Genomic DNA, 23,404 nt, shown 5'->3' with positions numbered 1-23,404 from the left:
ATTGTGCCGTCTGCCGGTTTCACGCACATGACACCCGGCGGGCTCACATGGTCTCGGCAAACAGCTCGCGGCCGATCAGCATGCGGCGGATCTCGCTGGTGCCGGCGCCGATCTCATACAACTTGGCGTCGCGCCACAGGCGGCCCAGCGGGTATTCGTTGATGTAGCCGTTGCCGCCAAAGATCTGCACCCCCTCGCCGGCCATCCAGGTGGCCTTCTCGGCCGTCCACAGGATGACCGAGGCGCAGTCCTTGCGCACCTGGCGCACATGCTCCGCGCCCAGCAGGTCCAGGTTCTTGGCCACGGTGTAGGCGAAGGAACGGCCGGCCTGCAGCACGGTGTACATGTCGGCCACCTTGCCCTGGATCAACTGAAACTCGCCGATGCTCTGGCCGAACTGCTTGCGGTCGTGGATGTAGGGGATGACGTTGTCCATCACCGCCTGCATGATGCCCAACGGCCCGCCGGTGAGCACGGCGCGCTCGTAGTCCAGCCCGCTCATGAGCACCTTGGCGCCGCCATTGAGCGTGCCCAGCACGTTGGCCTCCGGCACCTCCACGTTCTGGAACACCAGCTCGCCGGTGTGGCTGCCGCGCATGCCCAGCTTGTCGAGTTTCTGCGCGATGGAAAAGCCCTTCATGCCCTTCTCGATCAGGAAGGCCGTGACGCCGCGTGCACCGAGTTCGGGTTCGGTCTTGGCATAGACCACCAGGGTGTCGGCATCGGGGCCGTTGGTGATCCAGAACTTGCTGCCGTTGAGCAGGTAGTAGCCGCCCTTGTCTTCCGCCTTGAGTTTCATGCTCAGCACGTCGCTGCCAGCGCCGGGTTCGCTCATGGCCAGCGCGCCCACGTGTTCGCCGCTGATCAGCTTGGGCAGGTACTTTTTGCGCTGCGCCTCGTTGCCGTTGCGTCTGATCTGGTTCACGCAGAGGTTGCTGTGCGCGCCGTAGCTCAGGCCCACCGAGGCACTGGCGCGGCTGATCTCCTCCATGGCGATCATGTGGGCCAGGTAGCCCATGTTGGCGCCACCGTATTCTTCACCCACGGTGATGCCCAGCACGCCCAGGTCGCCCATCTTGCGCCAGAGGTCCATGGGGAACTGGTCGTTGCGGTCGATCTCGGCCGCGCGCGGCGCGATCTCGGCCTGGGCGAATTCGCGCACCGCATCGCGCAGGGCGTCGATGTCTTCACCGAGCTGGAAGTTGAGTCCGGGCAGGTTCATGGAAAGTCTCCGTGGTGGTTCAAACGGCTTTTACTTGCCGTTCTTCTTGTCGAGTTTGGCCAGCAGGGCGCGGGCCTCGCGCTGGTGCGCCTTGATCTCGTCCAGATTGGCCTGCAGGTCGGCCATCTGCTCCTCGACCTGGGTGCGGTGCGCGGCCAGCACATCGAGAAACTTCTTGAGCTGCAGCCCGGTGTCCCGCGGGCTGTCATACATGTCGATGATTTCCCTGGCCTCGCTCAGGCTCAGGCCCAGGCGCTTGGCGCGCAGCGTGAGCTTGAGGCGCGTGCGGTCGCGCCCGCTGTAGACGCGGATGCGCCCGCCCGGTCCGCTGCGCTCGGGCTGCAGCAGGCCCATGTCCTCGTAGAAGCGCATGGCGCGGGTGGTCAGATCGAATTCCCGGGCCAGATCGCTGATGCTGTAGGTCGTTGCCATGGATGGGTCTGCGTTACAGTGGGTTCAACAAAGGCGACAGCGCCGCGCCAGTGACGCTTCTAGAATGGGGCGCCGTCACTTGACGTTTACGTAAACGTCAATTCTGTCACAGAACATGAACGAACTCGAACGCCAGCTCCACTACCCCCTGGGCGAGACCCTGCCCGAACCCGGCGCCACGTTGGAAGTGGCCCCCGGCGTGCGCTGGGTCCGCATGGCCCTGCCCTTTGCGCTGGACCACATCAACCTCTGGCTGCTGCGCGACAGGCTCGACGGCCGCGAAGGCTGGACGGTGGTGGACTGCTGCATCAGCCGCGACGAGGCCAAGGCCCAATGGGAGCAGATCTTTGCCAGCACCTTCGAGGGCCTGCCCCTGCTGCGTGTCATCGTCACGCACATGCACCCGGACCACATCGGCCTGGCCGACTGGCTGTGCGCGCGCTGGAGCACACCCGAGTTTCCCTGCCGCCTGTGGATGAGCGCCACTGACTACAACCTGGCGCGCATAGGCTCCTCCGGCAGCAACGGTTTTGGTGGTGACAGTTCGGCGCTCTTTTTCGCCGCGCATGGCCTGCGCGACCCGGCCTCGATGGACAAGATCCGCGAGCGCGCCAGCTACTACCCCACGCTGGTGCCGGCGGTGCCGCGCCAGTTTCGCCGGCTCATGGAAGGCGATGTGGTGGCCATCGGCGGACGCGGCTGGCGCTGCATCAGCGGCCACGGCCATGCGCCCGAGCACATCGCGCTGTACTGCGAAGAGCTCAAGCTGCTAATCGGCGGCGACATGATGCTGCCGCGCATCTCCACCAATGTCAGCGTCTTCGACATGGAGCCCGAGGCCGATGCCCTGAAGCTCTTCCTGCAGTCCATCGACAAGTTCAAGGCCCTGCCGGTCGACACGCTGACCCTGCCCTCGCACGGCAAACCCTTCACCGGCCTGCACCGGCGCATCGAGCAGCTGCACGAACACCACCGCGACCGCCTGGCCGAGGTGCTGCAGGCCTGCGGCGAAAAACCCTGCAGTGCCGCCGACGTGCTGCCCATCCTCTTCAAGCGCAAGCTCGACCTGCACCAGACCACCTTTGCCATGGGCGAGGCCGTGGCCCACCTGCACGCCCTGTGGTTCGATGGCCAGCTGCGCCGCGAGCGTGATGCCGAAGGGGTTTACCGCTTCCGCCCGCCAGTCCTCTGAGAGCCGCCACCCCTACAATGCGCCGTTTTGGTGCCCGCAGGAGTGCGTGTGGATTCCCTCTTTCCCTGGCTACGCAGTTTCTGGCCTGCGCCGCTGTCGGTCAGCCGGCGTGAGATCTGGCTGGGCTGCCTGGGCGCCGGCCTGGGCCTGCTCGGCACCGAATGGCTGAGCCATCAGACCCTGGGCGAACTCAATCCCTGGTTCATCGCCCCCATGGGTGCGTCGGCCGTGTTGCTCTTTGCCGTGCCGGCCAGTCCACTGGCCCAGCCCTGGTCCATCCTCGGTGGCAACCTGGTTTCGGCACTGATCGGCGTACTTTGCGCACACACCCTGGGCCATGGCGGCCTGGCGGCCGGTGCCGCCGGCGCGCTGGCGATTGCCGCCATGTTCGCGCTGCGCTGCCTGCACCCGCCCGGTGGGGCCGTGGCACTGACCGCAGTGCTGGGCGGACCGGCCATCGCCCAGCTGGGCTACGGTTATGCGCTGTGGCCGGTGGCCGCGAACTCCGCCCTGCTGCTCGCGCTGGCGCTGCTCTTCAACAACCTGATGCAGCGGCGTTATCCGCACCAGCCCGTACCCCAGCCCCACCCGCATCGCACGGCCGACCTGCAGCCCAGTGCGCGCCTGGGCCTGAGCAAGCAGGATCTGGATGCCGCCCTGGGCAGCCAGGGCCAGCTGCTCGACATCAGCCCCGACGACCTGGAGCAGATCCTCACGCGCGCGCAGTTGCATGCGAGCCGCCGCAAATGGGGCGACGTGCTCTGTCGCGACATCATGTCGCGCGACGTGATCCATGTCGGACCGCGCGACTCGGTCGACGAGGCCTGGGACCGGCTGGCGCGGCACAAGGTCAAGGCGCTGCCCGTGATCCGCAATGACGGCACGCTGGCCGGCATCGTCTCGCTGCACGACTTCTTCGTCGGCCACAGCGCACCCGACCCGCGCAAGATGCCCGTCATGAGCACGGCGCGCTTCGTGGCCGACATCATGACGCGCAAGGTGCGCGTCGCCCGCCCGGAACAGCTGATGGTGGATCTGGTGGGCCTGTTCTCCGACGGCGGCCTGCACCACATGCCGGTGGTGGACGAACAGTTGCGCGTGGTCGGCATGATCACGCAGTCCGACGTGGTGGCGGCCCTGTTCAAGACCGGTGCGGCCTGAGGGCAGCCCCGGGCTGCCGCAGTGAACGGCGATAGGTCAGCAGCCGCCCCTTGTAGGCCAGCGTGTCGACCGCCGCGATGCGGTCCAGGCGCTCCTCGCGCAGGTCAAATCCCTGGGCCAGCATGTGCCGGCTGAAGGCGGCACGGTTGCCGCGGTCCGGATCGACGATCCACACCTCGGCACACAACTTGGCATGCCGGCCGATGAAGCCGGCCAGGGCGACGCTGGCGTCGGGGTCGTACAGCAGATCGCTGCCGATGATCAGGTCGAAACGCCCGCGCACCATATCGATGGCCGGCGCGCCATCGTCCTGCTTCAGCGAACCGGGCTTGCTCCAGTGGCCATGCCGGTACTTGATGGGAAGCAACTGGTTGAGCCCCAGGTTGGCCTGCAGGAAAACCTGGGTCAGCGGATGGCAGTCGCTGGCCGTGATGTCGGCACCGCGGCGATGACCGACCAGGCTGGGCAAGGCCAGGCCGCAACCCAGTTCCAGGATGCGCTCCTCCGCCAGCACCGGCCGCAGCGCCATGCGCGCCGCGAGCTGCGCCCCCGAAGGCCAGAGCAGGCCGAACAGCGGCCAGGTGGCAGAAGAAATGCCCTGGCGCAGAGCGGCCCCCAGCGGATCACTGAACTGCTGCCGGTCCAGCAAGGAACGGATAAAGAGATCAGCCACCCCCGTGATGGGCACGTATTGCTGCTTGATCTGGTAGCCGGGCATCGCTGAAGCGTGAAGCCGGCTTGAATGGCTTCGTGAGATGGGAGTGGGCCAGTATAGACCCGGGGCCTGTGTGCACGATGCTGCTGGGGAGATACGTCTCGATACACATGCAAGGTCAACGCAGCGGCAACGCCTCCCGTTGTGTGAGTGTCTTCAGATCCACTGAAGTCACAACATCCACCGAAAGGCAAATGAAATGAGCAAGATCCTCGCCACCCTGATCGCCGGCCTGTTCGCAGCCAACGTCTTTGCCCAGGCTGCTGCACCCGCCGCTCCTGCCACACCCGCAACGCCCGCCACTCCCGCTGCTGCTGCCAAGACGGCCGCGAAGGCAGACGCCAAGGGTGAGAAAAAGGCCGAGGCCAAGAAGGCCGCCGTCGCCACCAAGAAAGCCGAGAAGAAGGCTGAAGCCAAGAAGTAATCCGGCCCTGCCGCACCCTGTGCAGCCCGCCCGCATGTCATGCGGGCGGGCTGTTCTGTTTCAGGCTGCCAGGCGCAGCCAGCCCCAGCAGGCCCATGCAGCGAATGCCACCAGCATCAGCCCGGCAGCGACAATGCTGCCGTAACGCGCCCCACCGGTCACATAGGCCGCCACGATCTTGCTCGCGTTGTTGGTGCTGAAGGCCAGCAGCACGGCGGTGAGCATGGTGGACGGCTCGATCTCACCGCGTGCCGCCAGGCCCATGACCGCTGCGGCCGATGAATGCGCGTCGGCGAAACCCGCCAGTGCCGTGGCGGCCAGGGTGGCCGGCGTCCCCACACCGTGCTGCAGCCAGGCCACGACGGCCGCAATGCCGGTGAACAGCAAGGCCAGCAGGATGGACTGCCGCAGGCTGAAGGCCCGCCCCTGCGCCGGCGCCTCGTCCGGCGGCACCGGGCTGCGTCGATAGGCGGCCAGCCCGAGCAGCAGCGCCATCAGCAAGGCGCTGCCCATGGCAGGTGCGATGAGATGCAGGCCCGCCGGATACAGCAGCCCGGCAATCAGCATCACCTGCAGGGTCGTGGAGACCGTGGAGAACCAGGCACCCGCCACACAGGCCGTGCGCAGCTCGGGATGACGGGCGGCACGTGCGCCCATGGCCGCGATGGTGGCAGTGCTGGAAACAAAACCGGCCACCAGCCCCGACAGCGGCAGACCGAGCCGGGAGCCGAACAGGCGCAAGGCCACATGACCCAAGGCCTGCACGGCCATGATGAGCACGACCAGCTGCCAGACCACGCGCAGGTTGATGCCCCCCAGCCAGGGCAAGGCCTGGTTGGGCGCCAGCGGCAGGACCACCAGGGCCGACGCCGCCAGCAGCAGGGCATCGCGCAACTCCTGCTCGCCCAGCACCTGCGTCGAGAAGCGCTGCAGCGGCACACGCGCCACCAGCAGCACGGCCACCGTCACGCCCAGCGCCGAGGCCAGCACCGGCTCGGGCACGCTGAGCAGGCCCAGCAGAAAGGTGAGGAAGAGCGCGATCTCGGTGGTGACCCCCGGATCGCGCGAGCGGTCCTTGAAGTGCGACACCAGCGCCAGCCCCGCCACCAGGGCACCGGCCACGGCCGTCAGCCAGGCCTGGCCCAGCACTTGCGCGCCGGCGCCGGTCAGGGAGGCCAGGGCAAAGGTGCGGATGCCGGCAAAGCGGCGCGTGGGACCGCTGCCCTTGCTGCGTTCGCGTTCGATACCGATCAACAAGCCCAGCCCCAGGGCCAGCGCCAGGCTGGTCAGGGTGTCGGCGCTGAATGCCGTGTTCATTTCAGTGCCAGCGCGGCAGGGCCTCGTCGCGCAGTTCGCCGCGCAGGCTCTGGTAGTCCGGCACGACCGAGCGCACCGTGTCCCAGAAGCGCGGGCTGTGGTCCATCACGCGCAGGTGGCTGAGTTCGTGCGCGACCACATAGTCGATCACGTTCTGGCGGAAGTGGATGAGCCGCCAGTTCAGCCGGATCGCGCCATCGCTGCTGGCACTGCCCCAGCGGGTGCCCGCGCTGCTGAGCGAGAGCTTGCGCCACTGCACACCCAGTTGTGGGGCGTAGTGATGCAGACGCTCGGTGAAAACGCGATGGGCCTGGCGCATCAGCCAAGCCTGTACGGTGTCACGGATCTGCTGGGTGCTGGCGTGCTGCGGCAGGCCGATGTGCAGGGTCAGGCGCGGCACGCCGTCCAGCGTGAGGTTGGGCGCCTGCGCATCGCTGTGCAGCACCACCTCCACGTCATCGGCCTTGAGGCTGCCGCCCACCGTGCTGTAGGCGTGGGTCGGATCGAGCACCACGATGACCGTCTCGCCCAGGAAGGGGAAACTGCTGCCGTCGCGCCACTCGATGTGCGTCGAGTCCAGGCGCTGCTGGCGCTCGCGCATCTCGCCGAGCTTGCGCACGATCCAGTCCGCCTTTTCCTGCAAGGCGGCCTCCACCTCGTACAGCGGCACCCAGCGCGGCGCGCTGACCACCAGTCCGTCGGGCCCCACCTGCATGCCGATGGTACGGCGCTTGCCGCGCTTGAATTCGTAGGCCACGTGGGCGTCGCACAGACGCGTCTGGCGGTTGGCACGCGGATGGCTGAACTGGGCCGGGGTCATCACGCTATCAATGGCCGGAGCCGGCTGGTGCGGACCTTGCACTTCGGGGGCCGGCGGCGGCGACACTGGCGCCTGCACCGGCGCTGCATCGAAGAGGTCGAGGGCGAGCTGGAGGAAGCTGCGCATGCCCTGATCTTAGTGGAGCATCACTTGTAGGCTTCGGGGTCGAGCCGGCGCATCTCGGCCTCGATCCAGGCCTCGACCTCGCGCATCAGCTCGGCCGGCTCACGGCCCGCGCTGGGGATGGGCTTGCCGATGGACACGTCCACCACACCCGGCCGCTTGATGAAGGCCTTGCGCGGCCAGCACTTGGCTGAACTCACGGCGATCGGAATCACCGGCGCACCGGTCGCCACCGCCAGACGCGTGCCACCGGACTTGTAGGTGCCCTGCTGGCCGCGCGCAATGCGCGTGCCTTCGGGGAACATGATGATCCAGACACCGCGCGCCAGCAGCTCCTTGCCCTGCGCCACCACCTTGGAAAAAGCCAGTGAACCCTGCGAGCGGTCGATGTGGATCATGTCCAGCCGGCCCATGGCCCAGCCGAAGAAGGGCACGTAGAGCAGCTCCTTCTTGAACACATAGGCCAGCGGATGCGGCATCAGCGTGGGCATGAGGAAAGTCTCCAGCGTGGACTGGTGCTTGACCAGCAGGATGGCCGGGCTGGTCTCGCCCACCGGCAGGTTCTCCATGCCGGTGACGCGCACGCGGATGCCGAGAATGACGCGAGCACCATCGATGGCCCAGCCCAGCCAGCGCGCCGCCATCCAGTACAGCGGGTTGCCGCGCACGCGGATCGAGGCCACCACCATGATGATGCCCCAGGGGATCACCGTGATCACCATCCACAGGAGATGAAGCAGGGAACGAAGCAATGCCATGTTGTCTGTCCTCAGGCGCTGTCCCGCACGGTATCGCGCGCCACCAGGTAGTCGGCAAAAGCCAGCAGGTTCTCGTGCACACGCGTGCCGGCCGGGAAATGGTCGGGCAGGGGTTGGCCGCGCAGGGCCTCGCCCTTGCCGGTCAGCACCAGATGCGGCTCGCAGCCCACGACGGCACCGGCGACGAGGTCACGCGCCGAATCGCCCACGGTCGGCACGCCCTTGAGCGAGACGCCGTAACGTTCGCCGATCTGCTCGAACAGCCCCGGCAGCGGCTTGCGGCAGCGGCAGGTCTGGTCGGGCGCGTGCGGGCAATAGAAGACGGCCTCGACACGCCCACCGGCCAGGGCCAGCAGCTTGTGCATCTTGGCATGCATGACGTTGAGCGCGGCCACATCGAACAGGCCGCGGCCCAGCCCCGACTGATTGGAAGCTACCACCACGTGCCAGCCGGCGTGGTTCAGCTTGGCGATCGCCTCCAGCGCACCGGGCAGCGGCTTCCATTCGGCTTCGGACTTGATGAACTCCGAACTGTCCTCGTTGATGGTTCCGTCACGGTCGAGGATGACCAGCTTCATGGTGTGCATGTATCAGGCGGCCAATCGGGACAGGTCGGCCACGCGGTTCATGGCATCGTGCAGGCTCTTGAGCAGGCCCTGGCGGTTCAGGCGCAGGTCCATCTCTTCGGCATTCACCATCACGCCGTCGAAGAAGGCGTCCACCGGCGCGCGCAGGGCGGCCAGCGTCTTGAGCGAGGCGGTGTAGTCGCCGGCCTCGAACTGTTTGTTGGCCTGGGGCACCACGTCTTTGAGTGCGGCGTACAGCTTCTTCTCGGCCTCTTCCTTGAGCAGGACTTCGCTGACGTGCGCGTCTACTTCCTGCTCCTTCTTGAGAATGTTGCTGATGCGCTTGTTCGCCGCGGCCAGGGCCGGCGCCTCTGGCAAGGAAGCAAATTGCATCACTGCAAACAACCGGCCCTCGATATCGCTCAACATACTTGGCTTGAGAGCCAACACAGCCTCGATCTCTTGCGACGAGTAAGCAAACGATTGCTTGATGCCGCTTTCAGTCTGCGAGGCTCTGTCTTCTTTGAAATATCCTCTTAATCTCTCGTAGATAAAGTCAAATAGCGCACCGAAAATCCTCTCGCGCTGAAATTCCGCAATCGCCGAAAATTGATCGGCTGTCACTCGTAACAAAAGGTCCAAGCCGATTGGGCATTCAGTTTCAACCAACATGCGGATCACGCCCAGCGCGTGGCGGCGCAGCGCAAAGGGGTCCTTGTCGCCAGTCGGCAGATTGCCAATACCGAACATGCCCACCAGGGTCTCCAGCTTGTCGGCCAGTGCCACCGTCAGGCCCACGGTATTGCGCGGCAGTTCGTCACCGGCGAAACGCGGCTTGTAGTGGTCCTCAATGGCGTTGGCCACCTCGTCGCCCAGGCCGTCGTGGCGCGCGTAGTAGCCGCCCATGATGCCCTGCAACTCGGGGAACTCACCCACCATATCCGTCAGCAGATCGGTCTTGGCCAGGCGTGCGGCCGTGTCGGCTGCCGCCACCAGCTTCGCATCACCCAACTGCTGTGCAATCGCCTTCGCAATCGCGCGCACACGCTCCACGCGCTCGCCCTGGGTGCCGAGCTTGTTGTGATAGACCACCTTGCCCAGGCCCTCGACGCGCGAGGCCAGCGTCTTCTTGCGATCCTGGTCGAAGAAGAACTTGGCGTCGGCCAGGCGCGGGCGCACCACGCGCTCGTTGCCGCCGATCACGGCGCTGGCGTCGCTGGGGCTGATGTTGCTGACCACCAGGAACTTGTTCGTCAGCTTGCCTGCGGCGTCGAGCAGCGGGAAGTACTTCTGGTTGGCCTTCATCGTGAGGATCAGGCACTCCTGAGGCACGGCCAGGAATTCCTTCTCGAATTCACAGACCAGCACATTGGGGCGCTCGACCAGCGCCGTCACCTCGTCCAGCAGGGCCTCGTCTTCGATGGCGCGCACGCCACCGCCAAGCTTGGTCGCGGCCGCTGTCAGCTGGCGCACGATCTCGGCGCGACGCTCGGCGAAGGACGCGATCACCGCGCCATCGTTGAGCAGCGCAGCAACGTAGCTGTCGGCATCCTTGAGCACCACGACATCCTTCTTCGCTTCAAAGCGGTGGCCCTTGGTGCTGTTGCCGGCCTTCAGGCCCAGGGCCTTGACGGGCACCACGGTGCTGCCGTGCAGTGCTACCAGGCCATGGGCCGGGCGCACGAAGTTGACGCTGCTCCAGCCCGGCAGTTCGCAGTCAGTCTCGAGCTGGTAGCTCATGACCTTGGGGATAGGCAGCTTGGACAACGCCTCGTCCAGCGCTTTCTGCAGACCCGTATCGAGCGTTGCACCGGTGACCAAGCTGTCGTAGAACAGCGCCTCGGCCTTGCCATCGGGCGCGCGCTTGAGCGCGGCGACCGCCTGGGCCGGGTCGGACACATCAGCGCCCAGGGCGGACAACTTCTTGATCAGCGCCTGCGTGGGGTTGCCGGCCGGGTCCAGACCCACGGCTACGGGCATGAGCTTTTGCTGCACCGCCTTGTCGGCCGCCTTGAGCAGGACATGTGTGATGTGCGCGGCCAGGCGGCGCGGCGAGGCATAGGCCGTCACGACGGATTCGGCCGTGGCCAGGCCCATGGCACGCAGCTGCTCGGCCAGTGTGGCGGCAAAGCTGTCACCGAGCTTCTTGAGCGCCTTGGGCGGCAGCTCTTCGACAAACAGTTCAACGAGAAGGTTTTGGGTCGTCATGGTGTCAGGCTGCCTTCTTCGTCATTTGCTCGACCCAGGCACGCGGCGCCATGGGGAAGCCCAGTCGTTCACGGCTCTCGTAATAACTCTGCGCCACGGCGCGCGCCAGGTTGCGGATGCGGCCGATGTAGGCGGCGCGCTCGGTCACGGAAATGGCGCCGCGTGCGTCCAGCAGGTTGAAGCTGTGCGCGCACTTGAGCACCTGCTCGTAGGCCGGCAAGGCAAGCTGTTGCTCCATCAGGTGCTTGGCCTGCTTCTCATGCGCGGTGAAGGCGGTGAACAGGAAGTCGGCATCGCTGTGTTCGAAGTTGTAGGCGGACTGCTCTTTTTCGTTCTGCAGGTAGACGTCGCCATAACTCAGGGTGTCGGTCCACTTGAGGTTGTAGACGTTGTCCACACCCTGCAGGTACATGGCCAGTCGCTCCAGGCCGTAGGTGATCTCGCCCGTGATGGGCCTGCAATCGATGCCGCCGACCTGCTGGAAGTACGTGAACTGCGTCACCTCCATGCCGTTGAGCCAGACCTCCCAGCCCAGGCCCCAGGCGCCCAGCGTGGGATTCTCCCAGTCGTCTTCGACGAAGCGGATGTCGTTCTTCTTCAGGTCGAAGCCCAGCGCTTCGAGCGAGCCCAGGTAGAGCTCCAGGATGTTGCTCGGTGCCGGCTTGAGCACCACCTGGTACTGGTAGTAGTGCTGCAGGCGGTTGGGGTTCTCGCCGTAACGACCGTCCTTGGGGCGACGGCTGGGCTGCACGTAGGCGGCTTTCCAGGGCTCGGGGCCGATGGCGCGCAGGAAGGTGGCGGTGTGCGAGGTGCCCGCACCGACTTCCATGTCGTAGGGCTGCAGGAGTGCACAGCCCTGGGCATCCCAGTAGGCCTGCAGTTTCAGAATGATTTGTTGGAAGGTCAACATGATTGGGTCAGGTGCAAGCGCATCCACCCGGCCAGCGAGCGGCGCGCGCTGCTGGCGCTGAAAGAGGCGGATTTCCGCGTAAGCCCTTGATTTTACGGGGCTTCAGGCCCGAGCCCGGAGGGAATCAGGCTCTTTTGCGCCAGATAGCCCACAGCAGCCCAGCCAGGCCGGCCAGCCACAGCGGCCACAAGCCCGTGTGCGCCACCCAGCGGGCATACGGCGTCAGGCCCTCACGCCCCTCCACCTCGCCCAGCAACACGCCACGGGTGTGGCGTGGCAGCTCGGTGATGACCTGGCCGCGGTGGTCGATGATGGCCGTGGAGCCGGTGTTGGTGGCCCGCACGAAGGGGCGTTCGAATTCCAGCGCGCGCATGCGCGAGATGTGCAGGTGCTGGTCGATCGCCACGGTATTGCCGAACCAGGCGATGTTGCTGAGGTTGACGAAGACCGTAGGGGCCTGGGCCGGGTCACGGAAACGCGCACCCAGCTCCTCGCCAAACAGGTCCTCGTAGCAGATATTGGGGGCCAGCCGCTGGCCTTGCCATTCGAAGGCGGGTTGGCCTACGTTGCCCCGATGGAAGTCTCCAAGGGGGATGTTCATCAGGGCCGTGAACCACTTGAACCCGGTCGGGATGAACTCACCAAAGGGAACCAGGTGGTGCTTGTCGTAGCGCCAGGGTGCCTGGCCCGGCGCCAGGCCCACGGCGGAATTGGTATAGCCCTCGCGGTAACTGCCCAGCGGCAATCCGATCAGCGCCGCCTCGGCGCCACTGGCATATCGCTGACGCAGTGCGTCCCAGTAGCCCTGGGGCAGTTGTTGCGGCAGCAGGGGCAGGGCCGTCTCGGGCGCCACGATCAACGGCGCGTGTCGCTGCTGCAGCTGTTCTGCGTACCAGCGCAGGGCCATTGGCACGCCGGTGCCGGGCTGGAACTTCTCGTCCTGCGGGATATTGCCTTGCAGCAAGGCCACGCCCAGCCGCCCCGTCGAGCGGGTCACCGAGGCGCCATCCATCTGCTGCACGGAGGGCAGGGCCAGCAGGGCCAGGGCCGCCAGGCGCTGCCAGTGGCCACAGGCCCAGATCTGCGGGATCGTCATGGCCAGCCAGGCCGCCAGGGCCGAGATGCCATAGACCCCCAGCCACGGCGCGTAGCCGGCCAAGGGACCTTCGACATGGGCGTAGCCGCTGCCCCCCCAACCGAAACCCGTGAACCAGACACCGCGCGCCAGCTCCGCCAGCAACCAGAGCGCCGCAAACAGCAGGGCCCGCGCGGCCCGTTCGCGTGGGGCGTACCGCACTTGCAGAGCGCAGGCCGCCGCGTAATACAGCGCCAGGGCGCCGGCCAGGGCCAGCACGGCGAGCACGGCCAGTGCGGCCGGCAGGCCGCCATAGGTGTGCATGGAAATGTAGAGCCACCAGAAAGTGGCCGTGAGCCAGGTCGTGGCAAACAGCCAGCCGGACAGTGCCGCCTGCTTCCAGTGCGTGCTGCGTTCAAGTTGCCAGGCCAGCAGGCCCAGCGCGAGGAGTTGCAGCCACCAGCGCGGCTGGCCGTCCCAGGGTGCAGCCAGGGCCAGCGCCTGGGCCAGGCCGGCCCCGCTGCTCAGGATCCAGGAGCCGATGCGCGCCCGGCGCTCAGCCATGAGGCGCGGCCTTGCGCAGCACCACGGGCGAGACCTTGAACCACTTCACGGCACCGCCCTTGGTGTGCAGCACCACGAACCTCAGCCCGGCGATCACGTGCTGTTCCCCGCGTTTGGGCACATGCCCCATCTCATGGGCGATGAGACCGCCGATGGTGTCGAAACTCTCTTGCGGGTCGCTGCCTGTGATCTTGACATCAAAGGCCTCGTTGACCCGCTCCACGGACGCCCCGCCGCTGACGCGGTAGGTCTGGTCGGCCAGGCCGAAGATGTCGCCCTCGTCCTCGGAAATGTCGAACTCGTCCTCGATCTCGCCCACGATCTGTTCGAGTACGTCCTCGATGGTGATGAGCCCCGCCACGCGGCCGAACTCGTCGATCACGATGGCCAGATGGTTGCGGTTGCCGCGGAATTCGTGCAGCAGATCGTTCAGGCCCTTGCTCTCCGGGACGAAGACCGCCGGGCGCAGCAGAGCCCGGATGTTGAGCTCTGGCGCACGCTGCAGCTTGAGCAGGTCCTTGGCCAGCAGGATGCCGATGATGTTCTCGCGCTCGCCCTCAAAGACCGGGAAACGCGAGTGCGCGGTGTCGATGATCACATGGAGCAGTTCATCGAAGGGCGCATTGATGTCGACCAGGTCCATGCGCGGTGCCGGCACCATGACGTCGCCCGCCGTCATCTCGGCCATGCGCAGCACACCTTCGAGCATGTAGCGCGATTCGGCGCCGATGACCTGGTTGTCTTCGGCCTCGGCCAGCGTTTCGATCAACTCGGCGGTGGAGTCCGGTCCGGGGTGGATGAACTCGGCCAGTTTCTTCAGGAAGGTGCGCTTGTCCTCTTTTTCAGGGACGCGCGCAGGGTAAGGGTCGGGCACTGACGGCAGCACGGACGTGCGGTTGTTGGGACCCCCATAGGATAGCGGATCACCATCTCAGGGCTGTGACCGCCGGATGCCGGCCTCAAGGGGCGGATTTGTGACGCGCCTCCCGCACGCCGCGGCGTACATCCTGCAGCCCGGTGATGAATTCCCAGAACTGCTTGGCCTGCACCTTGAGCCGGTAATCTGTCTGGGCCAACTGCTCCTCGACCATTTCCGTCACCTGGCTCTCGAATGTGGATGGCGGAAGACGCAAGTACGCGCTCGCTTCTGACCCGTCGTACTCCACCGTGGCCCCCGCCTTGCGGGCAATGTTGAGCATGGCCTTGTTCTCGCTCAAGGCATGGATGAACATCAGGTGCACACCCTCGTTGCGCGCATGGCGCATGGCCCGCGCAAAGAGCTTGCTGCCGTAGCCGTGACCACGCACCGAAGGCAGCACCGAGACGCCAAATTCAGCACAGGCATCGAAACTCTTGTCGACGGAATGGGCCAGATGGGCCATGGCCACCAGTTCCAGCCTCCGGTTGTAGATGCCGAAAATCGCATCACGCTCGAAGTCCAGGGTGTCGACATAAGCCTGGATCTGGGCATCGTTGGCCAGATAACCGAAGCGCAGGTAGCGATCGTGCTCGTCCAGTGTCTGCAGATGGCGCGCTATACGCCCCTGGTGCCGAGCGCCCAGACGCCGGATCACGGCGACCCAGGGCGCCCGCGCAGTTGCGCTTTGCTCCGGGGGCAGCACCCTCAGCAACTCATTGCCGCGTTCCGTTCCCGAATCTTCCTTGTTTACGTCCATGGCGCGAATGTAAGGTGATTTTCCCTTTTCATCCAGTGGCTAGGCTAGCCTTGACGCGTGCGTGACAGTTTTAGCCGACTACCTAGGACAAGCCCGATGTCACGCCCTCCCCGGCTGCGTTCCAATAGCAAGCTCATGGAGTGATTGATGGAAAAATTCTGGTTGCACAGCTATCCTGCCGGCGTCCCTCACGATGTTGTACCGGGACAGTACAGTTCCCTAGCCCAGTTGCTGGAAGAGTCCTTCCGTAAAAACGCCACCCACCCCTTCTCCGTCTGCATGGAACGGTGGATGAGCTACCGGCAGCTCGACGAGCTGTCCGCAGCGTTGGGGGCCTGGCTGCAGCGGCTGGGTCTGGAACCCGGCGCGCGCGTGGCCATCATGCTGCCCAACATCCCGCAGTTCGCCGTCACCATGGCGGCCATCCTGCGTGCCGGCTACACCTGCGTAAACGTCAACCCTTTGTACACGGCGCGCGAACTCGAGCACCAGCTCAAGGACTCCGGGGCGACCGCCATTGTCGTGCTGGAGAACTTCGCTCACACGCTGGAGGAGGTCATCGGTCGCACCCCCGTCAAGCACGTGGTGCTCACCGCCTTCGGCGATCTGCTCGGGCCCTGGTACGGGCGCTGGCTCACCTTTGCCGTTCGCCATCTGGCCAAGATGGTGCCGCCCTTCAAGCTCCCTCTCTCGGAGGGTCGCACCGTCACGCCGTTTCGCAAGGCTGTGGGTGAGGGGTCCCATCTCTCGCTCAAACCGGCCGCGGTCAATCTCGACTCGGTGGCCTTCCTGCAATACACCGGTGGCACCACCGGCCTGAGCAAGGGCGCCGTGCTGACCCACCGCAATGTGGTCGCCGCCATCCTGCAGGCCGAGGCCTGGTTCACCCCGGCTCTTGACCGTGTCGGTAACGTGCGCGAAACCAACAGCATCGCGGCGCTCCCGCTTTATCACATCTTTGCGCTGACCTTGTGCTTCCTGGCCATACGCTGGGGTTCGCACGTCACGCTGGTTCCGAACCCGCGCGACATCGGCAAGTTTGTAGAAACCCTCAAGCGCCGCCCCTTCCACATGCTGCCGGCAGTGAACACCCTCTTCAACGCCTTGCTGCAGCATCCACAGTTCCGGACTGTCGACTTCTCCCACCTCTGCGTTTCGCAGGCAGGCGGCATGGCGGCCTCCGAAGGAACGGCCCGGCACTGGCGCGAAGTGACCGGCTGCCCCATGGTGGAAGGCTGGGGCATGAGCGAAACCTGCGCCATCGGCACCAACAACCCCGTCACGACCGACAAGTTCAGCGGCACCATCGGCCTACCGCTGCCCGGCGTCGAGATCGCCATCAAGGATGACGGCGGCAAGTCGCTGGCGGTTGGCGAATCGGGGGAAATCTGCATCAGGGGCCCGAACGTGATGACCGGTTATTACCAGCAGGCCGCCGAGACCGCCCAAGCCTTCACATCTGACGGGTTCATGCGCACGGGCGACATCGGGATCATGGATGCGCAGGGTTACACCCGCATCGTCGATCGCAAAAAGGACATGATCCTGGTTAGCGGCTTCAACGTCTTCCCCAGCGAACTCGAGAACGTCATTTCCCTGTGTGACGGCGTGCTCGAATGCGCCGTCATTGGCGTGCCGGATGCCAAGCAGGGCGAAGCGATCAAGGTGTATGTGGTGCGCAGCGACCCGACCCTGAGCGAGGACGATGTGGCCAAGTACTGCGCCCAGAACCTGACCGGCTACAAACACCCCAAGTACATCGAATTCCGTGACGAGTTGCCCAAATCCAACGTCGGCAAGATCCTGCGTCGCGAGTTGCGGGCCGGCAAGTGAGCCCTGCCGCCCTGCCGCCCGACATCGTCGTCCTGGAGCGGGGTTGGCTGTCTTCCAACAACATCCTGCTGCTGGGGCCGGAGCAGTGTGCCCTGGTCGACAGCGGGTACGGTACCCACGCTGCGCAGACGGTCGCCTTGGTTCAGGCCCGATTGGGCGCCTGTCCGCTGGATCTGCTCGTCAACACGCACCTGCACAGCGACCACTGCGGTGGCAACGCCGCCCTGCAAGCGGCCTACCCTGCATTGCAAACGCATATTCCACCGGGCCAGGCCGCCGCTGTGCGCGCGTGGGACGATGAGGCACTGAGCTACGTCCCTACCGGGCAATTTTGTCCGCGATTCACGTATGAGGGCTTGCTGACGCCCGGCGCTTCGATCCGTCTCGGTGTACGCGACTGGGATATCCACGCCGCACCGGGTCACGACCCCGACTCGGTCATCCTGTTCCAGCCTGAACTGCGCATCCTGATATCCGCTGATGCACTCTGGGCCAACGGGTTTGGGGTGGTATTTCCCGAAATCGAGGGGGTCTCGGCCTTCAATGAAGTTTCACAGACACTGGACCTCATCGACTCGCTGCGTCCCGAACTCGTCATCCCCGGACATGGCGCTGTCCTGCATGATGCGCGGGGCGCTTTGGTCTATGCACGCCAGCGCCTGGATCAGTTCACCGCGGAACCCCTGCGGCATGCCCGTTATGCCGCCAAAGTCCTGCTGAAATTCAAACTGCTTGAGCTCCAGCAGATCACGCGCAAGGACTTGCTGCGCTGGGCTCGCGCGACCAGCCACTTCGGTCTTCTGCAATCACGGCACTTTGCTCACGCCGATTTCGACGCATGGATAGACGACCTGATCCAGGATCTGCTGCGATCTGGCGCCGCTCAAGCCATTGTCATCTCTGGCGAGTCCGGCCTTCTGAATCAGTAGGCCATTTTCGTTTGCACAAATAAAAACGCCCCGTCACATGACGGGGCGTTTTCTGCTGTAAGAGCCTGACGATGACCTACTTTCACACGGGAACCCGCACTATCATCGGCGCTGAGGCGTTTCACTGTCCTGTTCGGGATGGGAAGGAGTGGGACCACCTCGCTATGGTCATCAGGCATAACTTTTTGTCATCTTGACTGGGTCAAGACGACGAATTTATAGAGCGAATCAGCTTATTTTGAATGCGTCACTTGGCATAACTTCCTTGATTTACTGAATCAAAGTTATAGGGTCAAGCCGCACGAGCAATTAGTATCAGTTAGCTTAACGCATTACTGCGCTTCCACACCTGACCTATCAACGTCCTGGTCTTGAACGACTCTTTAGGGGGCTCAAGGCCCCGGCAGATCTCATCTTGAAACGAGTTTCCCGCTTAGATGCTTTCAGCGGTTATCTCTTCCACACATAGCTACCCGGCAATGCCACTGGCGTGACAACCGGTACACCAGAGGTGTGTCCACTCCGGTCCTCTCGTACTAGGAGCAGGCTTCCTCAAATCTGCAGCGCCCACGGAAGATAGGGACCAAACTGTCTCACGACGTTTTAAACCCAGCTCACGTACCTCTTTAAATGGCGAACAGCCATACCCTTGGGACCGGCTACAGCCCCAGGATGAGATGAGCCGACATCGAGGTGCCAAACACCGCCGTCGATATGAACTCTTGGGCGGTATCAGCCTGTTATCCCCAGAGTACCTTTTATCCGTTGAGCGATGGCCCTTCCATACAGAACCACCGGATCACTATGTCCTGCTTTCGCATCTGCTCGACTTGTCAGTCTCGCAGTTAAGCACGCTTATGCCATTGCACTATCGTCACGATGTCCGACCGTAACTAGCGTACCTTCGAACTCCTCCGTTACGCTTTGGGAGGAGACCGCCCCAGTCAAACTGCCTACCATGCACTGTCCCCAATCCCGATAAGGGATCCAGGTTAGAACCTCAAACACACCAGGGTGGTATTTCAACGTTGGCTCCACGATACCTAGCGGCACCGCTTCAAAGCCTCCCACCTATCCTACACAGATCTGTTCAAAGTCCAATACAAAGCTACAGTAAAGGTTCATGGGGTCTTTCCGTCTTTCCGCGGGGAGATTGCATCATCACAAACATTTCAACTTCGCTGAGTCTCAGGAGGAGACAGTGTGGCCATCGTTACGCCATTCGTGCAGGTCGGAACTTACCCGACAAGGAATTTCGCTACCTTAGGACCGTTATAGTTACGGCCGCCGTTTACTGGGACTTCAATCAAGAGCTTGCACCCCATCATTTAATCTTCCAGCACCGGGCAGGCGTCACACCCTATACGTCCACTTTCGTGTTTGCAGAGTGCTGTGTTTTTAATAAACAGTCGCAGCCACCGATTCTTTGCAACCTCATTGGGCTCCCCAAGTAAATGGTTCACCTACTAAAGGCACACCTTCTTCCGAAGTTACGGTGTCAATTTGCCGAGTTCCTTCTCCTGAGTTCTCTCAAGCGCCTTAGAATACTCATCTCGCGCACCAGTGTCGGTTTGCGGTACGGTCGTGTGTAGCTGAAGCTTAGTGGCTTTTCCTGGAAGCAGGGTATCACTCACTTCGGCAGCAAGCTGCCTCGTTATCACCCCTCATCTAAGCCCGGCGGATTTGCCTACCAGGCACGACTACAGGCTTGAACCAACATATCCAACAGTTGGCTGAGCTAACCTTCTCCGTCCCCACATCGCACTACACATCGGTACAGGAATATTGACCTGTTTCCCATCAGCTACGCATCTCTGCCTCGCCTTAGGGGCCGACTCACTCTACGCCGATGAACGTTGCGTAGAAAACCTTGCGCTTACGGCGAGGGGGCTTTTCACCCCCTTTAACGCTACTCATGTCAGCATTCGCACTTCTGATACCTCCAGCAGCCTTTACAAGCCACCTTCACAGGCTTACAGAACGCTCTCCTACCACTTGCAATAAATTGCAAATCCGCAGCTTCGGTAACTGGCTTAGCCCCGTTACATCTTCCGCGCAGGACGACTCGATCAGTGAGCTATTACGCTTTCTTTAAATGATGGCTGCTTCTAAGCCAACATCCTGACTGTTTTAGCCTTCCCACTTCGTTTCCCACTTAGCCAATTTTAGGGACCTTAGCTGGCGGTCTGGGTTGTTTCCCTCTTGAGTCCGGACGTTAGCACCCGGTGCTCTGTCTCCCAAGCTGTACTCATCGGTATTCGGAGTTTGCCTTGGTTTGGTAAGTCGCCATGACCCCCTAGCCAAAACAGTGCTCTACCCCCGATGGTAATACTTGAGGCACTACCTAAATAGTTTTCGGAGAGAACCAGCTATTTCCAAGTTTGTTTAGCCTTTCACCCCTATCCACAGCTCATCCGCTAGTTTTGCAACACTAGTCGGTTCGGACCTCCAGTACCTGTTACGGCACCTTCATCCTGGCCATGGATAGATCACTTGGTTTCGGGTCTACACCCAGCGACTGAACGCCCTATTCGGACTCGATTTCTCTACGGCTTCCCTATTCGGTTAACCTTGCCACTGAATGTAAGTCGCTGACCCATTATACAAAAGGTACGCAGTCACCCTTGCGGGCTCCTACTTTTTGTAAGCATGCGGTTTCAGGATCTATTTCACTCCCCTCCCGGGGTTCTTTTCGCCTTTCCCTCACGGTACTAGTTCACTATCGGTCAATGATGAGTATTTAGCCTTGGAGGATGGTCCCCCCATATTCAGACAGGATTACACGTGTCCCGCCCTACTTGTCGTTAGCTCAGTACCACACGTTTCTTTTCGCATACAGGGCTATCACCTGCTATGGCCAGCCTTTCCAGACTGTTTTGCTAAGAATCGTGCTATCACTAACAGGCTCTTCCGATTTCGCTCGCCACTACTTTCGGAATCTCGGTTGATGTCTTTTCCTCGAGCTACTGAGATGTTTCAGTTCACCCGGTTCGCCTCGCATACCTATGTATTCAGTATGCGATACCTTTGCAGGTGGGTTTCCCCATTCGGAAATCTCCGGATCAAAGCTTATTTGCCAGCTCCCCGAAGCTTATCGCAGGCTTTCACGTCCTTCGTCGCCTATCATTGCCAAGGCATCCACCACATGCTCTTAGTCACTTGACCCTATAACTTTGATTTCTCTTGCGAGATCCAAAGCATCTTCAAGGACTTGCCAGGTCTTTCACCTGGCGCGTTATGCCGTAATGTGAATGATTCTTTGGTATTGCTACCAGAGAACGATTCGTCATTACTTGAAATACAAACAAAGTTTGAATTTCGTTTTGACGCAATCAAAAAATTGTCATCAGAGGCACGGTCTGCACTAAACCTTTACGAATGTGCAGTTTCCTCTGACAACGCTGATTCGACTCTATAAATTGTTAATGAACAGCCGTGAGCCTTGCGACTCGTTTGTTGATCGATGGATATCGATCAACATCAAAAAAGCCTCGGACAGTATCTGCACGAAGCCGCTTTGATGTTGATTGTTATTGGTGGAGGATGACGGGATCGAACCGACGACCCCCTGCTTGCAAAGCAGGTGCTCTCCCAGCTGAGCTAATCCCCCAGTTCGATGGAACGGGATGGTGGGTCTGGTTGGTCTCGAACCAACGACCCCCGCCTTATCAAGACGGTGCTCTAACCAACTGAGCTACAGACCCAAGCCGGTCACTTAGGACCAGGCACGAGGCTTAGTCGTTAGCGACAACCTTCCAACAACCGATAAGTGTGAGCGTTCAAATTAGATTGCAGTTTCCAGAAAGGAGGTGATCCAGCCGCACCTTCCGATACGGCTACCTTGTTACGACTTCACCCCAGTCACGAACCCTGCCGTGGTAATCGCCCTCCTTGCGGTTAGGCTAACTACTTCTGGCAGAACCCGCTCCCATGGTGTGACGGGCGGTGTGTACAAGACCCGGGAACGTATTCACCGTGACATTCTGATCCACGATTACTAGCGATTCCGACTTCACGCAGTCGAGTTGCAGACTGCGATCCGGACTACGACTGGCTTTATGGGATTAGCTCCCCCTCGCGGGTTGGCAACCCTTTGTACCAGCCATTGTATGACGTGTGTAGCCCCACCTATAAGGGCCATGAGGACTTGACGTCATCCCCACCTTCCTCCGGTTTGTCACCGGCAGTCTCATTAGAGTGCCCAACTAAATGTAGCAACTAATGACAAGGGTTGCGCTCGTTGCGGGACTTAACCCAACATCTCACGACACGAGCTGACGACAGCCATGCAGCACCTGTGTTACGGCTCTCTTTCGAGCACTCCTCTATCTCTAAAGGATTCCGTACATGTCAAAGGTGGGTAAGGTTTTTCGCGTTGCATCGAATTAAACCACATCATCCACCGCTTGTGCGGGTCCCCGTCAATTCCTTTGAGTTTCAACCTTGCGGCCGTACTCCCCAGGCGGTCAACTTCACGCGTTAGCTTCGTTACTGAGTCAGTGAAGACCCAACAACCAGTTGACATCGTTTAGGGCGTGGACTACCAGGGTATCTAATCCTGTTTGCTCCCCACGCTTTCGTGCATGAGCGTCAGTACAGGTCCAGGGGATTGCCTTCGCCATCGGTGTTCCTCCGCATATCTACGCATTTCACTGCTACACGCGGAATTCCATCCCCCTCTACCGTACTCTAGCTATGCAGTCACAAATGCAGTTCCCAGGTTAAGCCCGGGGATTTCACATCTGTCTTACATAACCGCCTGCGCACGCTTTACGCCCAGTAATTCCGATTAACGCTTGCACCCTACGTATTACCGCGGCTGCTGGCACGTAGTTAGCCGGTGCTTATTCTTACGGTACCGTCATTAGCAAACTGTATTAGAGCTCACCGTTTCGCTCCGTACAAAAGCAGTTTACAACCCGAAGGCCTTCATCCTGCACGCGGCATTGCTGGATCAGGCTTGCGCCCATTGTCCAAAATTCCCCACTGCTGCCTCCCGTAGGAGTCTGGGCCGTGTCTCAGTCCCAGTGTGGCTGGTCGTCCTCTCAGACCAGCTACAGATCGTCGGCTTGGTGGGCTTTTACCCCACCAACTACCTAATCTGATATCGGCCGCTCCAATCGCGCGAGGTCTTGCGATCCCCCGCTTTCATCCATAGATCGTATGCGGTATTAGCGTAGCTTTCGCTACGTTATCCCCCACGACTGGGCACGTTCCGATATATTACTCACCCGTTCGCCACTCGCCACCAGGATTGCTCCCGTGCTGCCGTTCGACTTGCATGTGTAAGGCATGCCGCCAGCGTTCAATCTGAGCCAGGATCAAACTCTATAGTTCGATCTTGAATTTTTCGCTTATTTCTAAGCAACTCATAAAAACGGAATTGAAGTGAACTTCACTTCTATTCTCATGAGCGTTTTTAAGTGACTTGCACTTAGTTCCGAAGAACTTGGCAATCGCCTTCAAACGCCCACGCTTA

Annotated in this window: 17 protein-coding genes, 2 tRNA genes and 3 rRNA genes; 5 read left to right on the top strand and 17 right to left on the bottom strand. The window is 62.1% G+C overall.

Annotated elements, in window-relative coordinates; all coding sequences use genetic code 11:
• Positions 1 to 43 precede the first annotated feature (43 nt).
• Both AO057_RS05435 and AO057_RS05430 read right to left on the bottom strand, forming a co-directional pair.
• Positions 44 to 1,222 (bottom strand): isovaleryl-CoA dehydrogenase, encoded by a 1,179-nt coding sequence (locus tag AO057_RS05435; RefSeq protein ID WP_057674668.1) that lies wholly within the window; start codon positions 1,220 to 1,222, stop codon positions 44 to 46.
• 30 nt (positions 1,223 to 1,252) lie between these two features.
• A complete protein-coding gene (locus AO057_RS05430) occupies positions 1,253 to 1,654 on the bottom strand; it encodes a MerR family transcriptional regulator (protein ID WP_057674667.1) in 402 nt (133 codons plus the stop codon).
• A gap of 115 nt (positions 1,655 to 1,769) precedes the next feature.
• Here AO057_RS05430 and AO057_RS05425 point away from each other — a divergent pair, with 115 nt between their 5' ends.
• Together AO057_RS05425 and AO057_RS05420 are read left to right on the top strand one after the other, a co-directional pair.
• The gene (locus AO057_RS05425) at positions 1,770 to 2,846 is read left to right on the top strand and encodes an MBL fold metallo-hydrolase (protein WP_057674666.1); all 1,077 of its coding nucleotides are present in this window, start codon (positions 1,770 to 1,772) and stop codon (positions 2,844 to 2,846) included.
• Positions 2,847 to 2,894: 48 nt separating this feature from the next.
• Positions 2,895 to 4,007 (top strand): HPP family protein, encoded by a 1,113-nt coding sequence (locus AO057_RS05420; protein WP_057674665.1) that lies wholly within the window; start codon positions 2,895 to 2,897, stop codon positions 4,005 to 4,007.
• Here the strand turns inward: AO057_RS05420 and AO057_RS05415 are convergent.
• Complete coding sequence (locus AO057_RS05415) at positions 3,988 to 4,725, bottom strand: class I SAM-dependent methyltransferase (protein WP_057674664.1); 738 nt, start codon at positions 4,723 to 4,725, stop codon at positions 3,988 to 3,990. The genes AO057_RS05420 and AO057_RS05415 overlap by 20 nt on opposite strands.
• 196 nt (positions 4,726 to 4,921) lie before the next feature.
• Here AO057_RS05415 and AO057_RS05410 point away from each other — a divergent pair, with 196 nt between their 5' ends.
• On the top strand, positions 4,922 to 5,146 hold the full coding sequence (locus AO057_RS05410) for a hypothetical protein (protein WP_057674663.1): 225 nt from the start codon (positions 4,922 to 4,924) through the stop codon (positions 5,144 to 5,146).
• Between the two features lie 60 nt (positions 5,147 to 5,206).
• Here AO057_RS05410 and AO057_RS05405 read toward each other — a convergent pair whose 3' ends face one another.
• The 9 genes from AO057_RS05405 to AO057_RS05365 all read right to left on the bottom strand — a co-directional run bounded on the left by AO057_RS05405 (position 5,207) and on the right by AO057_RS05365 (position 15,163).
• Positions 5,207 to 6,463: an MgtC/SapB family protein gene (locus AO057_RS05405; protein WP_057674662.1), complete on the bottom strand. Its 1,257-nt coding sequence runs from the start codon at positions 6,461 to 6,463 to the stop codon at positions 5,207 to 5,209.
• Position 6,464: 1 nt separating this feature from the next.
• On the bottom strand, positions 6,465 to 7,409 hold the full coding sequence (locus AO057_RS05400) for a M48 family metallopeptidase (RefSeq protein WP_057674661.1): 945 nt from the start codon (positions 7,407 to 7,409) through the stop codon (positions 6,465 to 6,467).
• Between the two features lie 20 nt (positions 7,410 to 7,429).
• On the bottom strand, positions 7,430 to 8,164 hold the full coding sequence (locus AO057_RS05395) for a lysophospholipid acyltransferase family protein (RefSeq protein ID WP_057674660.1): 735 nt from the start codon (positions 8,162 to 8,164) through the stop codon (positions 7,430 to 7,432).
• Positions 8,165 to 8,175: 11 nt separating this feature from the next.
• The gene (gmhB, locus tag AO057_RS05390) at positions 8,176 to 8,742 is read right to left on the bottom strand and encodes a D-glycero-beta-D-manno-heptose 1,7-bisphosphate 7-phosphatase (protein ID WP_156404474.1); all 567 of its coding nucleotides are present in this window, start codon (positions 8,740 to 8,742) and stop codon (positions 8,176 to 8,178) included.
• Positions 8,743 to 8,754: 12 nt separating this feature from the next.
• Positions 8,755 to 10,938: a glycine--tRNA ligase subunit beta gene (glyS, locus tag AO057_RS05385; RefSeq protein ID WP_057674658.1), complete on the bottom strand. Its 2,184-nt coding sequence runs from the start codon at positions 10,936 to 10,938 to the stop codon at positions 8,755 to 8,757.
• Between the two features lie 4 nt (positions 10,939 to 10,942).
• Entirely contained in the window at positions 10,943 to 11,848 is a 906-nt protein-coding gene (glyQ, locus tag AO057_RS05380; RefSeq protein WP_057674657.1) for a glycine--tRNA ligase subunit alpha, read from the bottom strand.
• 124 nt (positions 11,849 to 11,972) lie between these two features.
• Positions 11,973 to 13,487 carry an apolipoprotein N-acyltransferase gene (gene lnt, locus AO057_RS05375; RefSeq protein WP_057674656.1) on the bottom strand — a complete coding sequence of 505 codons (1,515 nt, stop codon included), beginning with the start codon at positions 13,485 to 13,487 and terminating at the stop codon, positions 11,973 to 11,975.
• A complete protein-coding gene (locus AO057_RS05370; RefSeq protein WP_057674655.1) occupies positions 13,480 to 14,361 on the bottom strand; it encodes an HlyC/CorC family transporter in 882 nt (293 codons plus the stop codon). The genes lnt and AO057_RS05370 overlap by 8 nt, the downstream gene beginning before the upstream one ends.
• 85 nt (positions 14,362 to 14,446) lie before the next feature.
• Positions 14,447 to 15,163 carry a GNAT family N-acetyltransferase gene (locus tag AO057_RS05365; protein WP_057674654.1) on the bottom strand — a complete coding sequence of 239 codons (717 nt, stop codon included), beginning with the start codon at positions 15,161 to 15,163 and terminating at the stop codon, positions 14,447 to 14,449.
• A 147-nt stretch (positions 15,164 to 15,310) separates the two neighbouring features.
• On the opposite strand from AO057_RS05365, the gene AO057_RS05360 reads away from it, so the two are divergent.
• Both AO057_RS05360 and AO057_RS05355 read left to right on the top strand, forming a co-directional pair.
• A complete protein-coding gene (locus AO057_RS05360) occupies positions 15,311 to 16,996 on the top strand; it encodes an AMP-binding protein (RefSeq protein WP_057674653.1) in 1,686 nt (561 codons plus the stop codon).
• Complete coding sequence (locus tag AO057_RS05355) at positions 16,993 to 17,925, top strand: MBL fold metallo-hydrolase (protein ID WP_057674652.1); 933 nt, start codon at positions 16,993 to 16,995, stop codon at positions 17,923 to 17,925. Before AO057_RS05360 ends, AO057_RS05355 begins: the two co-directional genes overlap by 4 nt.
• 63 nt (positions 17,926 to 17,988) lie before the next feature.
• On the opposite strand, the gene rrf is transcribed toward AO057_RS05355, so the two are convergent.
• The 5 genes from rrf to AO057_RS05330 form a co-directional block, all read right to left on the bottom strand.
• Positions 17,989 to 18,101, bottom strand: a 5S ribosomal RNA gene (rrf, locus tag AO057_RS05350).
• 112 nt (positions 18,102 to 18,213) lie between these two features.
• A 23S ribosomal RNA gene (locus AO057_RS05345) occupies positions 18,214 to 21,090 on the bottom strand.
• Between the two features lie 369 nt (positions 21,091 to 21,459).
• Positions 21,460 to 21,535: transfer RNA gene (locus AO057_RS05340), tRNA-Ala, on the bottom strand.
• A 17-nt stretch (positions 21,536 to 21,552) separates the two neighbouring features.
• A tRNA-Ile gene (locus AO057_RS05335) sits at positions 21,553 to 21,629 on the bottom strand.
• A 98-nt stretch (positions 21,630 to 21,727) separates the two neighbouring features.
• Positions 21,728 to 23,262: ribosomal RNA gene (locus AO057_RS05330) — 16S ribosomal RNA — on the bottom strand.
• The 16S, 23S and 5S rRNA genes sit together here with 2 tRNA genes alongside, the layout of an rRNA operon.
• Positions 23,263 to 23,404: the final 142 nt, after the last annotated feature.

This window comes from Curvibacter sp. PAE-UM (assembly GCF_001432305.1).
In the GTDB taxonomy this organism is placed as follows: Bacteria; Pseudomonadota; Gammaproteobacteria; order Burkholderiales; family Burkholderiaceae_C; genus Hylemonella.
The sequence above is the reverse complement of the archived record's forward strand: the minus strand, read 5'-3'. Positions and strand labels throughout refer to the sequence as shown.